Source organism: Acidovorax sp. 62 (assembly GCF_002754495.1).
Lineage (GTDB): Bacteria > Pseudomonadota > Gammaproteobacteria > Burkholderiales > Burkholderiaceae_C > Acidovorax.
The window spans coordinates 3,266,100-3,280,188 of the sequence record NZ_PEFJ01000001.1 but is presented as its reverse complement, the minus strand read 5'-3'; the positions used below and the strand labels follow the sequence as shown (position 1 = coordinate 3,280,188).

General features: G+C 62.7%; 13 protein-coding genes. 8 read left to right on the top strand and 5 right to left on the bottom strand.

All coding sequences use genetic code 11. The features are described from left to right. Window positions 1–55: 55 nt before the first annotated feature. The 4 genes from CLU86_RS14700 to motA form a co-directional block, all read right to left on the bottom strand. The gene (locus CLU86_RS14700; RefSeq protein WP_099742122.1) at window positions 56–679 is read right to left on the bottom strand and encodes a protein phosphatase CheZ; all 624 of its coding nucleotides are present in this window, start codon (window positions 677–679) and stop codon (window positions 56–58) included. Between the two features lie 4 nt (window positions 680–683). Further along, on the bottom strand, window positions 684–1,070 hold the full coding sequence (gene cheY, locus CLU86_RS14695; RefSeq protein ID WP_099742121.1) for a chemotaxis response regulator CheY: 387 nt from the start codon (window positions 1,068–1,070) through the stop codon (window positions 684–686). A 72-nt stretch (window positions 1,071–1,142) separates the two neighbouring features. Beyond that, on the bottom strand, window positions 1,143–2,078 hold the full coding sequence (gene motB, locus CLU86_RS14690; RefSeq protein WP_099742120.1) for a flagellar motor protein MotB: 936 nt from the start codon (window positions 2,076–2,078) through the stop codon (window positions 1,143–1,145). A gap of 12 nt (window positions 2,079–2,090) precedes the next feature. After that, on the bottom strand, window positions 2,091–2,951 hold the full coding sequence (gene motA / locus CLU86_RS14685) for a flagellar motor stator protein MotA (RefSeq protein ID WP_099742119.1): 861 nt from the start codon (window positions 2,949–2,951) through the stop codon (window positions 2,091–2,093). Window positions 2,952–3,321: 370 nt separating this feature from the next. Between motA and CLU86_RS14680 the strand changes: the two genes are divergently transcribed. The 8 genes from CLU86_RS14680 to CLU86_RS14645 all read left to right on the top strand — a co-directional run bounded on the left by CLU86_RS14680 (window position 3,322) and on the right by CLU86_RS14645 (window position 12,133). Continuing rightward, a complete protein-coding gene (locus CLU86_RS14680) occupies window positions 3,322–5,667 on the top strand; it encodes a tetratricopeptide repeat protein (RefSeq protein ID WP_099742118.1) in 2,346 nt (781 codons plus the stop codon). A gap of 122 nt (window positions 5,668–5,789) precedes the next feature. Continuing rightward, entirely contained in the window at window positions 5,790–6,560 is a 771-nt protein-coding gene (rfbF, locus tag CLU86_RS14675) for a glucose-1-phosphate cytidylyltransferase (protein WP_099743593.1), read from the top strand. Then, window positions 6,560–7,633, top strand: coding sequence for a CDP-glucose 4,6-dehydratase (gene rfbG / locus CLU86_RS14670; protein WP_099742117.1), 1,074 nt, complete (start codon window positions 6,560–6,562; stop codon window positions 7,631–7,633). Before rfbF ends, rfbG begins: the two co-directional genes overlap by 1 nt. Continuing rightward, window positions 7,630–8,193 (top strand): dTDP-4-dehydrorhamnose 3,5-epimerase family protein, encoded by a 564-nt coding sequence (locus CLU86_RS14665; protein WP_099742116.1) that lies wholly within the window; start codon window positions 7,630–7,632, stop codon window positions 8,191–8,193. Before rfbG ends, CLU86_RS14665 begins: the two co-directional genes overlap by 4 nt. Next, window positions 8,190–9,431 carry a class I SAM-dependent methyltransferase gene (locus tag CLU86_RS14660; RefSeq protein ID WP_099742115.1) on the top strand — a complete coding sequence of 414 codons (1,242 nt, stop codon included), beginning with the start codon at window positions 8,190–8,192 and terminating at the stop codon, window positions 9,429–9,431. Before CLU86_RS14665 ends, CLU86_RS14660 begins: the two co-directional genes overlap by 4 nt. Before the next feature lie 36 nt (window positions 9,432–9,467). Then, window positions 9,468–10,556: an FkbM family methyltransferase gene (locus tag CLU86_RS14655; protein ID WP_233195034.1), complete on the top strand. Its 1,089-nt coding sequence runs from the start codon at window positions 9,468–9,470 to the stop codon at window positions 10,554–10,556. Between the two features lie 15 nt (window positions 10,557–10,571). Continuing rightward, complete coding sequence (locus CLU86_RS14650) at window positions 10,572–11,474, top strand: NAD(P)-dependent oxidoreductase (RefSeq protein ID WP_099742114.1); 903 nt, start codon at window positions 10,572–10,574, stop codon at window positions 11,472–11,474. Between the two features lie 2 nt (window positions 11,475–11,476). Then, entirely contained in the window at window positions 11,477–12,133 is a 657-nt protein-coding gene (locus CLU86_RS14645; RefSeq protein WP_233195032.1) for a hypothetical protein, read from the top strand. A 296-nt stretch (window positions 12,134–12,429) separates the two neighbouring features. Here CLU86_RS14645 and CLU86_RS14640 read toward each other — a convergent pair whose 3' ends face one another. Next, window positions 12,430–13,911, bottom strand: a complete 1,482-nt coding sequence (locus tag CLU86_RS14640) for a flagellin (protein ID WP_099742113.1) — start codon at window positions 13,909–13,911, stop codon at window positions 12,430–12,432. Window positions 13,912–14,089 lie beyond the last annotated feature (178 nt).

Genomic DNA, 14,089 nt, shown 5'->3' with positions numbered 1-14,089 from the left:
GCTGAAAAGGGGCCGCTGGGGCCCCTTTTTCAACGATGCAAAAACGCTGGTTCGATCAGAATCCCAAACTGGCGAGCAGATCGTCCACTTGGGATTGGTCGGTGACGATGTCGGGCGTGTTCTCTGGGTCCACCACGGGGCCTTGCAGGCGCACAGGCTCGGGCGCAGCCACTGGCACGTGGGCATTGGGAGGCGCTGTCTGAATGAGCAGCTGCACCAGCTGGTCTTCAATCGTTGCGGCCAGATTCACCACCCTGGCAATCACTTGGCCTGTCAGGTCGTGGAAGTCCTGCGCCATCATGATTTCGGTCAGGTGCACATCGGCTTCCTTGGTGACGCGCTCTACGTCGGTCAGGAAGTTGAAGATCTCACCTTTGGCGACCGCTGCCACGGGGTCTTTGACCAGAGAGCCCACCACGCGGCGGGTTTCCGAGGCGATGAAGTCGTGCTGTGCTTTGGCCAGCTCCACCCGGCTGAGCACCTTCTCTGCGGCTTCGCCCGTCAGGCGGGCAATGTAGGAGAGGCGGCTCTGCGCGTCGGGCAGTTCACCCATGGAGCCCCGCAGTTTTTCAGCGAAGCCCAACTCGTTCAGCGAATCGTGGAGCTGCCGTGTCAGCAGTCCAATCTTCTGATGGACGTCTGCAGCGGGCTCTGCGTGGGTGTTTTCTGGCGTGTCCATGGCGTCACATTCCCATCTTTTTGAGAATCAGCAGAACTTTTTCTTCCAGGGTGGCTTTGGTGAAGGGCTTGACGATGTAACCCGCAGCGCCGCCTTGCGCGGCTGCCACGATGTCTTCCTTGCGCGCCTCGGCCGTCACCATCAGCACGGGCAGGTGCTTGAGTTTGTCGTCCTTTTTGATTTCGGCCAACAATTGAAAGCCGTTCATGTTTGGCATGTTGATGTCGGACACTACAAAGTCGAACTTGCTATTGCGAAGTTTGTTGAGTGCTGCGACGCCGTCTTCAGCCTCGTCAGCATCCGCAAACCCGCTTTCTTTGAGCAGATTGCGGACGATGCGGCGCATGGTGGAGAAGTCGTCAACGATGAGGAAGCGAAGGGCTGTGGTCACTTGGGACCCTTTCGGTCGAAAATGGCTGGAGGTATTGTCAAGTGTGGCAGGTTTTGTGACAAGGCGTAACGTCTACCTGCCTTCGTCAGGATTTTCCCGCTTTTCAATCGTCAGTTCTGTCGATGTTACGGTGGGAATCCCTTTCCCCATGAGTCTTTCTTCTGCCTCACGGGTTAATACCGTGATGGTAATGCGACGATTGGCTGCAGAGCGTGGGGTGTTGGGTTCCAGCAAATCGCTGGCGGCCAGCCCGACCACGCGGCCCAGTTTGGCATCGGGCATGCCAGCGGCCACCAGTTCGCGGCGTGAGGCGTTGGCGCGGTCAGACGACAGCTCCCAGTTGCTGTAGCCACGCTCGCTGTTGCCGTAGGGCACTGCATCGGTGTGCCCGGCCAGGCTCACGCGGTTTTCCACGCCATTGAGGGCGGCGCCAATCTCTCGAAGAATGTCGCGCATGTACGGCTTGACGAGCGCGCTGCCGCTGTCAAACATGGGGCGGTTCTGGTCGTCCACGATCTGGATTTGCAACCCGTCGGGGGTCACGTCGATCCGGATCTGCGATTTGTATTCGTTCAGGCGCGGGTTTTCTGTGATCAGCGCATCAATCTTGGCCTGCAGTGCCTTGATGCGCTGGGCATCCAGGCGGGCTTGCTCGGCCTTCACATCGGCCTCGTTGAGCTTCTTGGGCTTCTCGGATGTCGTTTCGGCCCGCTTGACGTGCCCGGCGCTCTGCGTGAGGTCGGTGCCACCGCCGCCCGTGAGGATGCTGGAGCTGGACCCCGAGCCTGGGCCGCCCTGCAGCGACACCTTCAGGGGGGCGCTGAAGTAGTCTGAAATGCCTTTGCGGTCGCCATCGGTGGTGGAGCCCAGCAGCCACATCAGCAAAAAGAACGCCATCATGGCCGTCACAAAGTCGGCGTAGGCGATCTTCCAGGCGCCACCATGGACTGCATGGCCGCCCTTCTTGACGCGCTTGATGATGATGGGCTGGAGTTTCTTTTCTGCCACAGCAAGGTCCGGTTACTTCTTGCCCTTCACGTGGCCTTCCAGCTCCGAGAAAGTGGGGCGGTCGGTCGAGAAGAGCACTTTGCGGCCAAATTCAATGGCTGTGGCCGGGTTGTAGCCCTGCATGCTGGCCAGCAGCGTAGATTTGATGCACTGGAACTCTTTGGCAGCGTCTTCGGTCTTTTGCTCCATCAAGCCGCCCAAGGGCTCCACAAAGCCGTAGGCCAGCAAAATGCCCAGAAAGGTACCCACCAGGGCCGAGGCAATCATGCCCCCGAGCACTGCAGGGGGTTGGCCCACCGAGCCCATGGTATTCACCACCCCCAACACGGCGGCCACGATACCGAACGCAGGCAACGCACCTGCCAGGCGGGCAATCGCCGCTACGGGGGCGTGTGCTTCTGCATGGTGGGTGTCGATTTCGGCATCCATCAGCGCCTCAATCTCATGCGAGTTGAGGTTGCCCGACACCATCATGCGCAGGTAGTCGGTGGTGAACTCGATCACATGGTGGTCATGCCCGACCACTGGGTATTTCTTGAAAATTTCGGACTCGTGGGGGGCTTCCACGTCTTTTTCGATGGCCATCAGGCCTTCCTTGCGGGCCTTTTGCAGGATGTCAAACAGCATGGCCAGCAATTCCATATAGCGGGCCTTGGTGTACTTGCTACCCTTGAGGGCATCCGGAATCGCCTTGAGCGTGGCCTTGAGGACCTTGGGCTGGTTGTTCACCACAAATGCGCCCATAGCGCTGCCGCCAATGGTGATCAGCTCGAAGGGAAGGGCCGTCAAGATGACCTTGATATTCCCGCCGTGAAAGATGTACACGCCGAAGATGCAGACCATGCTGACGACGTAGCCGATGATGACAAACATGCTGGTGCGGTGGTTGCGGTGGCGTGAGCCTGCCTTCGGTTGGGTAAAGAGGGGGGCGGCACGCCGAGTTTGCGCACCTGTAGTTCACTGTATCTGATTGTGCGCGAACCAAACAAGCAAGCAAGTGGCAAACCACCGCTCTCATTCAGGCTTGTTGGCCGGGTGTGGTTTTTGGGTTGCATGGCGGCAAGTGCTGCAGACGCCCATGTCGTTCGCTGAGTGTTCTTGGTTTCTCTGCTTTTTCGGCCTTTACACCCCGTGGGCAATGCTTATGCTCCATGCGTTGCGCCTTTGACTGGCTCTCTGGCACCGCTTGGCCGGTGCGGGCGGTCATTGGGGTCGTGTTTGAACACCCGAGATACCCTGACAGATGCAAGCCACACAACACACTGATGCTTCTATGGCGCAAGCGGTGCTCGAATCCACGGGACGGTCGCCTGAAGAGGCCTCTCACCCCGTGCAGGTACTGCTGGCGCAAACCATGGCCCTTGCGCTAGATCGCCATCGAGCCAAGGACCTTTCGCAGGCCGAGGAGCTCTACCGTGCGGTGCTGAGCCTTGCGCCAGACCACCCCGATGCGAACCACAACTTGGGGGCGATAGCGGTGGAGTGTGGGCAGTTCTTGGCGGCGGTGCCCTTTTTTCAGACGGCTTTGCAGGCCACCCCCAAAAACCGCCAGTACTGGGTGAGTTTGGTGGATGCGCTGATGCAAGCTGGAGAGAACGAACTGGCGGCAGATATCTTGGAGGATGCGCGCCGTGCAGGGCTGGCGCCTGCAGCCGTTGGGGAGATGGTGGAGCGCCTGGTGAACATTGCTGTGCATGCGGCTTGGCAGTCCAAGCCTGTGCAGGGCCGCATGCCGCCCCAGAGCCAGATTCGGGAGATTACGCGCCTTTTTGATGAGCAGCGATTTGAAGAAGTCTTGACCTTGGGGCGCAAGATGACCCGGCAGTATCCGCAATGCGCCATGGGATGGAAGTCTCTCAGTGCAGCCTTGATGCGGCTCGATCGCTCCGACGAAGCGATTGAGCCAATGCAGCGAGCGCTGGCACTCCATCCTGGTGATGTGGACATGCTCAGCAACTATGGGCTGGCGCGGTCAGTGAAGGGCGACATGGTGCAGGCCGAGGTGTTGCTGCGCCGCGCAGTGCGCCATGCGCCCAAGTTCAAGCAGGGTTGGTTCAATCTGGCCATCGTGATGCGTGCCCAGGCCCGTCTGCAAGATGCTGAGAAGGCTTACCTCAGTTGCATGGATGCAGGGGGGGAGGAGTCCCGGGCGTTGCTGAACTTGGCGATCCTGCTGGGCGAAATGAACCGATTCGCAGAGGCCGAAGCGCGCGCGCGGCGCTCTATAGAGCTGGAGCCGACCCAGGCGCAGGCGCATGTGAGCTTGGGCATGCTGCTCAAAGACCAGGGGCGCTTGCCAGAAGCCATGGAGGTGTTGCGACATGCACTGGAGGTGGATCCCAAGGACCAGGCCGCACACAGCTGTTTGCTGTTCGTGTCCAACTGCATTCCGGACATGGACCCGCTGGTGCGCTACGCGGCATATCAACGATTCAATGAGCATTTTGGAAAGCCCTACCGGGGCCACTGGCGCCCGCACACGAACGTGCGTGAGCCGGGGCGGCGCTTGCGGGTGGGTTACGTGGCACCGGTCTTTCGCACGCATGCCTGTCGGCCCTTTCTGATGCCCTTGTTGGAGCACCACTCGCATGATCGGGTGGAGTTGTTTGCCTACTCCGGTCTTTACGAGCTTGAGGATGACGTCACTGATCACTATCGAACCTTGTTCGAGCATTGGATAGATACCCGCCAGATGAGCGACGATGAGTTGGCCGACCGCATCCGTGCGGACGGCATTGATATTTTGGTGGACATTGCTGGGCAGACCAAGGGGCATCGGCTGGGTGCGTTTGCGCGCAAGCCGGCGCCGGTATCGTTGCACTGGCTGGATTCGGGTTACACCACCGGATTGACAGCCATTGATTACTACCTCACCGATGCCGTTACCGTTCCACCCGGCTACGAGCATCTCTTTTCGGAAACGCCCTGGCGTTTGCCGCACACTGCATTGGTGTACCGGGCAAATCCCGACGCAGGAGAGGTCAGCGAATTGCCTGCACTGGCTCAAGGGTGCGTTACCTTTGGTTCGTTGACCCGCGCCGTGCGACTGAATGAGCGGGTCATCCGTGCCTGGGCTGAGCTGCTCAAGCGGGTGCCCCATTCGCGTCTGGAGCTCAACAGCGGCAATTTCAGCCAGGCGAACGAGCAAGAGCAATGGTGGCAGCGATTTGAGGCCCTTGGCATTGCGCGGGAGCGTGTGGTGATGGGCTTTGAGAGCCCGCCGTGGAATGTCCTGCGCCGTATTGACATTGCACTGGATTGTTTCCCTCAGAACTCCGGCACCACGCTGATGGAATCGCTCTACATGGGGCTGCCATTCGTGTCCCTGGCGGGCACGCCCAGCATGGGAACCCTCGGCGCTTCGGTACTGGCCGCAGTGGGGCGGCCGGAATGGATCGCGCATTCTGAGGCTGAGTACGTGGACAAGCTGGTGGCTCTGGCCTCCGATCTTCCTCGGCTCGCGGATATCCGCCGTCGGCTGCGGCTACAGATGCAGACCTCGGCCCTGATGGACGAACCCGGCTTCGCCCGCGATGTGGAGGACGCCTATGACCAGATGTTTGCCCGTTGGTGCGCAACATCTCAGTAGTGCTCAATGTGGGGACCTGGGGCTCAGGAGTCATTTGGTGATAGACAATGGCCCAAGATGCACCGTCTTTCCCCCCCGACACCAGCTTTGCCCGTCGGACTTGACTCACTATGCTTGACGCCATGAAAGCCGTACTGCTCGCTGGCGGGCTCGGAACCCGCATCTCCGAAGAGTCACACCTCAAACCCAAGCCGATGATCGAGGTCGGTGGGCGGCCCATTCTGTGGCACATCATGAAGATGTATGCCGCGCATGGCGTCAATGACTTCATCATCTGCTTGGGCTACAAGGGCTACGTCATCAAGGAATACTTCGCCAACTACTTCTTGCACATGTCCGACGTGACCTTTGACATGGCCAACAACCGCATGGAAGTGCACCACCGCCACGCCGAACCCTGGCGCGTGACGCTGGTGGACACGGGCGAAACCACCATGACCGGCGGGCGCCTGCGCCGTGTGCAAGAGTATTTGGAGCCCGGCCAGCCGTTTTGTTTTACCTATGGCGACGGCGTGTCGGACCTGGACATGACAGCGCAGTTCGCCTTCCATCGCGCGCACGGCTGCCAAGCCACCGTCACAGCCGTGCAGCCGCCCGGCCGTTACGGCGCGCTGGTGCGCAGTGGTGATGTGGTGGCAGGCTTTGAGGAAAAGCCCCGGGGCGATGGCGGTTGGATCAATGGTGGCTTCTTTGTGCTGCAGCCTGAAGTGATTGACCTGATCGAGGGCGACACCACCAGCTGGGAGCTCGAACCCATGCAGCAGCTGGCGCAAGGCAACCAGATGCGCGCCTTTGAGCACACCGGCTTTTGGCAGCCCATGGACACGCTGCGCGAGAAAAACCTGCTCGAAGACCTGTGGCAAAGCGGCCAAGCGCCGTGGAAGTGCTGGTAATGCAGCGCCGCGTGCGTCCCACCCCTGACTTTTGGCGCGGCAAGCGCGTGCTGCTGACCGGGCACACCGGCTTCAAAGGCAGCTGGCTGGCCCTGTGGCTGGCGCGCATGGGCGCAGAGGTGACGGGCCTGGCCCTGGCGCCCGCCACCGAGCCCAACCTGTTCACCCTGGCCCGCGTGGCCGACGACATGCATGCGAGCCACGAGTGCGATGTGCGCGACGCAAAGGCCGTGGCCGCCCACGTGCAGGCGGGGCGCCCGCAGATCGTGCTGCACCTGGCCGCACAGGCGCTGGTGCGTGCAGGCTATGCCGACCCGCTGGGCACCTACGCCACCAATGTCATGGGTACGGCCCATGTGCTCGATACGCTGCGGGGCCAGGCCGATGTGCGTGCCGTGGTGGTGGTGACCACCGACAAGGTCTACCGCAACCGCGAATGGGCTTACCCCTACCGCGAAGATGACCCGCTGGGCGGCCACGACCCCTACAGCGCCAGCAAGGCGGCGGCCGAGATCGTCACCGCCAGCTACCGCGACGCCTTTTTGGCCGCGCAAGGTGTGGCTGTGGCCACGGCGCGGGCGGGCAATGTGATTGGCGGGGGGGACTGGGCGGCCGACCGCCTGCTGCCCGACGCCGTGCGCGCCTGGAGCGCCGGGCAGCCCCTGCACATTCGCCACCCTGAGGCCACGCGCCCCTGGCAGCATGTGATCGAGCCGCTGGCCGCCTACCTGTGCCTGGCCGAGCGCCTGTGGGCCAACCCCACCCGCGCCGGCGCCTACAACTTTGGCCCACTGCCGCACGAGGCCGCCACAGTGGGGGATGTCATAAAAATGGCCTCTAGCGCTTATCCAAAAAGCGCAACCAGCTATGAAAATCATAGTAAAAACCCGCACGAAGCGGGCTGGTTGGCGCTGGAAACCGCCCACGCTCGGCAAGCCTTGGGCGTGGCCCCCCGCTGGGGTCTGGACACCGCCGTGGCCCGCACCATGGCTTGGTACCGCGCCCAGCACGGCGGGGCCGATGCCCGCGCTCTGTGCCTGGCCGACCTGGATGCGTGGGAGGCCGCACAGTGAGTTCGCGCTTTGTCTGCACCCCCTTGCCTCTGCACGGCTTGGTGCGCGTGCAGCGCCAGCCCTTGCAAGACGCGCGCGGCCTGTTCGAGCGTATGTTCTGCGCCAACGAGTTGGCCGCCGTGGGTTGGACCCAGCCCATCGCTCAGATCAACCACAGCATCACCCGCCAGCGCGGCAGCGTGCGCGGCCTGCATTACCAGCGCCCGCCCCATGCCGAGATGAAGCTGGTGAGCTGCCTGCGCGGCGAGGTGTGGGACGTGGCGGTGGACTTGCGCGCAGGCTCGCCCACCTTTTTGCAGTGGCACGCCGAGCGCCTGTCGCCCGATAACGCCTGCGCGCTGCTCATCCCGCCCGGCTTTGCGCATGGCTTTCAGGCGCTGACGGAAGACGCGGAGCTGCTCTACCTGCACTCCGCCGCCTACGCGCCCGGCGCAGAGGCCGGGCTGAACCCGCTGGACCCGCACTTGGCACTGCCCTGGCCGTTGCCGGTGGGCGAGATGTCCGAACGCGACCGCAGCCACGCGCTGCTGACCGAATCGTTTGAAGGAGTGCGCCTGTGAAGTGCCGACACTGCGGCCAGCCGCTGCACCTGCCGTTTCTGGACCTGGGCAGCGCGCCCCCTTCCAACGCTTACCTGAGCGAGGCCGCCCTGCGCGCGCCCGAGGTCTGGTTCCCCCTGCGCGTGCTGGTGTGCACGCACTGCTGGCTGGTGCAGACCGAAGACCACGCCGGGCGCGAAGCGCTGTTCACGCACGACTACGCCTACTTCAGCTCGTTTTCTACCTCCTGGCTCGCCCATGCGCAGGCTTATGTGCAGGCCATGCAGCAGCGCCTGGGCCTGGGCGCAGGCAGTTGCGTGGTCGAAGTGGCATCCAACGACGGCTACCTGCTGCAGTATGTGCAGCAGGCGGGCATCCCTTGCTACGGCATCGAGCCCACGGCCAGCACGGCCAAGGCGGCGCGGGCATTGGGGCTCACGGTGGTCGAGCGATTCTTTGGCGTGGCCCTGGCCGACGAGTTGGCCGGCGCCGGGCGGCAGGCCGACCTGATCGCCGCCAACAATGTGCTGGCCCACGTGCCCGACATCAACGATTTTGTGGCGGGCTTTGCGCGCCTGCTCAAGCCCCGGGGCGTGGCTACCTTCGAGTTTCCGCACCTGCTGCGCATGGTGCAGGGCTGCCAGTTTGACACGGCCTACCACGAGCACTACTCGTACCTTTCACTCACCGCCGTGCAGCGCATCTTTGCGGCCAATGGGCTGGTGGTGGTGGATGTGCAAGAGCTACCCACCCACGGTGGCAGCCTGCGCGTGTTTGCCGCTCGCGCGGATGCGGCATCCCACCCACAGGCCACGCCCGAAGGCGCCGCCCGCGTGGCGCAACTGCTGGCCACCGAAGCGGCTGCAGGCCTGCTGGGCGAACGTTTTTACAGCGATTTTCAGCCCCAGGCCTTGCGGATCAAGCGCGAGCTGCTATCGTTTTTATTGCAATGCCAGGCCGAAGGCCTCACCGTGGGGGCCTACGGTGCCGCCGCCAAGGGCAACACCCTGCTCAACTTTGCGGGTGTGCGGCCCGACCTGCTGCCCTACGTGGTGGACAAGAACCCCGCCAAGCAGGGTCAGTACCTGCCGGGCAGCCGCATCCCCATCGTCGATGAAGCCCACCTGCGCGCGCACCGGCCTGACCGGGTGCTGATCCTGCCCTGGAACCTGCGGGATGAAGTCGCCAGCCAGCTGGGCGATGTGCGCAGCTGGGGCGGCCAGTTCGCTGTGGCCGTGCCGCGGCTGGAAGTGTTTTGAATTGCCCTATCGCTTGAATTTGAGGAGCCCTGTGCCATGACTTCCACCCCTGCCATGACCAGCAATGACCCGCGTGACCTGGACGGCAAGCGCCTGCAGCTCGCCATGCAAACCTTGGGGCGCGATCCGGCGATGCGCGCCCGCATGATTGCCCTGTTGCGCGAGTGCGAGGGCCAGATTGCCTTTGCGGGCTCTGTGCGCGACGAGGTGGTGGGCCCCATCATCGACGCCCTGCACCTGGACACCGACCAGTACGACAAGGTGCTGGTCGACGGCACGCGCTTTCAGTTTCTGTACCGCACCAAGATCGCCCGCGACTTTCTGCTGTCCGAGGCGGAGCACCCCACCCATGTCTGGGAGCCGCAAACCACCAAGCTGCTGCTGGAGCTGGGGCGTGACCTGCAAGGCGACGTGTTGGTGGGCGGTGCGTACTTTGGCGATCAGGCCGTGCTGGTGGCCCGTCAGCTCGCCGGGCGTGACCTGAAGGTGCATTGCTTTGAGCCCAATCCCCAGCAGGCCGCCATGCTGCAGCGCAATATCGACCTGAACCACCTGAGCAACGTGGTGGTGAACGTGGCGGGCCTGTGGAGCCGCAGCGGCGAGCGCATGCGCCTGGACGGGTTTGACTCGTTTGCCAACATGGTCAGCGTGCAGGACGGCAGCGGCTTTGACACCGTGGCCATGGACGACTACGCCCAGCAACAGGGCCGCCGCATTGGCCTGATCCAGCTGGATATTGAAGGGGCCGAGCTGGCGGCGCTGCAAGGCGCGCAGCAAGTGCTGGCGCGTGACAAGCCCCATGTGGTGTTCGAACTGCACCGCACTTACGTAGACTGGTCTCAGGGCCTGCGCGCAACGCCCCTGTGCCGCCTGCTGCTGGACCTGGGCTACACCGTGTACGCGGTGCGCGACATCAACTCCCACCGCGAGATGCCCAACCAGCCCGTGGAGCTGGTGCCGATCGATTCGGTGTACCTGGAAGGCCCGCCCCATGGCTTCAACATGCTGGCTGTGCCCGACGCGGCGCGTGTGCAGGGCAGTGCCTTCCGCATCGTGGAAGGTGTCAGCCCCAAGCTGCTGCCGCACAAAGACCCGCACCTGCACCACCCCGTGGGCGGGTTCTGACGGGGTGTGCTTTTGATGTCGCGTGCGGATGACCTTGATCTGCAAGGCCAGCACTTCACCGTAGTGGGGGCGGCAGGTTTTGTGGGGCAGCGGCTGTGTGCCACCTTGCGGTCGCGTGGCGCACAGGTCTGGGCACCGGACCGCCATGAGATGTTGTCCTGGCAGCCACCGCCCGGTCATGGTCATGTGTTGGGCCATGTCATGTATTGCGCCGGGCTCACGGCCGACTACCTGGCTCGCCCCTTCGACACCGTGCAAGCCCATGTCAGCCACCTGGCGCAGGTGCTTCAGCACGGGCTGTCGCAGGGCACGCTGCAGTCGCTGGTCTATTTGTCGTCCACCCGGCTGTACGACGGTTTGGGGGATTTAGGTGGTGAGGGCGAGGCCCGCGAGGATGCCGTGCTGCCCATAGACCCGGCCAACCCCCGCCATCTGTATGACCTCTCCAAGGGGCTGGGGGAATCCCTGTGCCATGTGGCAGGGCAGGGCCGGGCCCGCGTGGCGCGGCTGGCGTGCGTGTACGAAGGCCCACAGGATGCCGATGGCTTTCTGCCCGCCTTGCTGAAGCAAGTGCTGCAGGCCCATGCCTCCGGAGCTAGGCAGATCGCCGTGCAGTCATCGCCCCATTTCGCACGCGACTACGTGCACCTGGACGACGTGGTCGATGCCCTGATCCGCATTGCCGTGCGGGGGCAGGCGCCGGTGTACAACGTGGCCTCTGGGGTCAACGTGTCCAATGCCGAACTGTTTGATTACCTGAAGCAGCGCTGGGGTTGTGCCGTGCAGCCCTTGCTGGACACCCGGCCAGCTCCCACGCCGCGTATCAGCACCGAGCGCATGTGCACGGAGCTGCAATGGCAGCCCCGCGGGCTGCTGGCCGCGCTGGACCAACTTTTGACCACTGGCCAAGGAGCCTGAGCATGCTCAAGCCACTGCATCTGTCGCGCAACGAACTCTCCACGTATGTGGCCCGTCAATTGGCGACTTTCTACCCCGATGGGCTGGATACCGATGCCCCCACGGTGCTGGCGGCCCATATGGATGCCGCCCTGGCGCGGCTGGGCCGCTGCATCAACGAGGTACGTTGGTGGGCGCCCAATGAGTTTGACCATTTGCATTCCACCCAGTACACGCTGTTTCTCTATTACCTAGCCAATACGATTTGGAAGGCGACAGGTAACCGCACGCTGTGCACCAAGCTGTTTGGCCTGAACAAGGCGCTCAACGGGATCGATCTGTTCTACGAGATCGAGATGCCGGAGGTGATGTTTATTGGCCACTCGGTGGGCATCGTCTTTGCCAAGGCCACTTACGGCAACTATTTAGTGGTGTACCAGAACTCCACCGTGGGCAAAAACCACGGCGCGGCCCCGGTGCTGGGCGAGGGGGTGGTGATGTATGCGGGCACCGCCATCATCGGCGGCTGCCAGGTGGGTGAAGGCACCGTGTTGTCGCAGGGCACCAGCCTGGTCAACACGGCCACGCCCGGCCACTGCACCGTGTACCCCGGCCAAAGCGGGCAGGTGGTCTTCAAGCCCACGCGCCGCGATCCGTTGCAAGACATCTTCCGGCGCTGAGCCGTTTGCACGCTGGGGTGTCGCCAGCGGCCCGCTGGCGAGCGTGGGGGCCTGCATTGCCCGGTGTTCCACGCGTGTGGCCTTGCGCAGCCGGAGTGCAGGGTTTTGATAAAAAATGGCTCTAAGCCAATACCAATAAGCGCTGGCAGCTATTATTTTTGATGCTTTGGCGTGCATCGCCGCACCTCGTGGTGCTAGGCAACAAAAAACCCCGGTACCTTTGACGGCCACCGGGGTGTGAGGGCAGGGTGGACTGCAGGTCCACCAACCTGCCGTCCAAGGGCAATGGCGCTTTTTTACTTGAGCAGCGACAGCACGCCCTGCGGGATCTGGTTGGCCTGGGCCACCATGGCGGTACCGGCCTGTTGCAGGATCTGGGCGCGCGACAGGTTGGCGGTTTCTGCCGCAAAGTCGGCATCCAGAATGCGCGAGCGTGAAGCTGACAGGTTTTCGGACGTGATGTTCAGGCTGGCAATGCTGGACTCAAACCGCGCCTGCAAGGCGCCGAGCTTGGCGCGCTCGCCACTGATGAAGGCCAGCGCGGAGTCTACGGTTTTAAGCGATTCCGTAGCCTTGCCAAAGGTGGTCACATCCAGGTCCGCCACCCGCTTGAGGGTCGAGCCACCAGTGGTGAGCGCGTTGGAGGCAGACGTCACGGCAAAGGACTTGTCCGAATCCAGAGTGATATAGCCACTGACGGTCGTGAAGTTGGCATTGGTGTCTGCCGCCAGCGTGACCGTACCACCCGCCGCCGTGCCATCGGCCTGCAATTTGGTCACGGTGGTGGTGCCTGCATTCTGCACAGCCGTGTCGCCCACCACAATGTCGTTGCCCGTGGCGTTGGTCAGAATCACGCGGTCACCGGTGGTGTTGAGCGAGGCCGTCACCCCCGTCTTGGCAGACTGGTCGTTGATGGCCGCGACAGCGGCCGAGAGCCGGTCTGCCCCTGCCGTTGCAGTCAATGTGAACGATGCGGTGACTGGCGTCGTGTTGTCTGCTTGAAGCGATAGGGTGAAGGAGCCAGCTACCGCTGCGATGTCCAGCTCTACCTCTGTGCGGGCCGTCGCCGTCACGCCAGAGTTTGCCTTGACCGCATTTACCTGGTCGGCAATGGTCTTGGCCGACGAGCTGCTGGCCACGCTCAAAGTAGCGGTGCCCAATGAGCCGCTGATAGACACTGCACCCGAAGTCACGCCGTTGGCTGGAACCGAAGTGGCAGCGGCGGCTGCGGACACCCCCGCACCAGCCGATGACAAATTCTGGTTGTTACCGTACACGCTGGTGCGCAGATTGGCTGTGGCCGCCACAATGGTTTGGTTGGCGTTGGCGCCCACTTGGAACTGCTGGGTACCAAAGGTGCCGTCCAGCAGTTTTTGGCCGTTGAATTCGGTGGTTTGCGAGATTCTGTCCAGTTCGGCCACCAATTGCCCGACTTCTTGCTGCAGGGCTTGGCGGTCGCCAGCGCTGTTGGAGGCGTTGGCCGATTGCACAGCCAGTTCCCGCACACGCTGCAGGATGTCGCCAGCGGCCTTCATGGCGCCTTCTGTGACTTGCGCCAGAGAAATACCGTCGTTGGCATTGCGTGCCGCCTGGTTCAGCCCGCGGATTTGGCTGGTAAAGCGCTCTGAAATCGCCAGCCCTGCGGCGTCGTCCTTGGCGCTGTTGATGCGCAGGCCCGACGACAGGCGTTGGATGGAGGTGTTCAGCGAACTTTGGCTCATGCCGAGGTTGCGCTGCGCGGTCAACGATGCGACGTTGGTATTGATAGTGGATGCCATTGCGTTACTCCTGCAGAGCTGAAGACAAACATTTCTGCCGGTTTAAGCGTTGCCCCTCCGGCGGACTTCTTGGGAACGATGGATGAATTGTGGGCAGCGGCTGTTTTTGTGTTAGGGCGATAAGACACAGAAAAACCGCTCAATCTGTGCGTTTGCCCCTAAAGTTTTCCCAGGAACA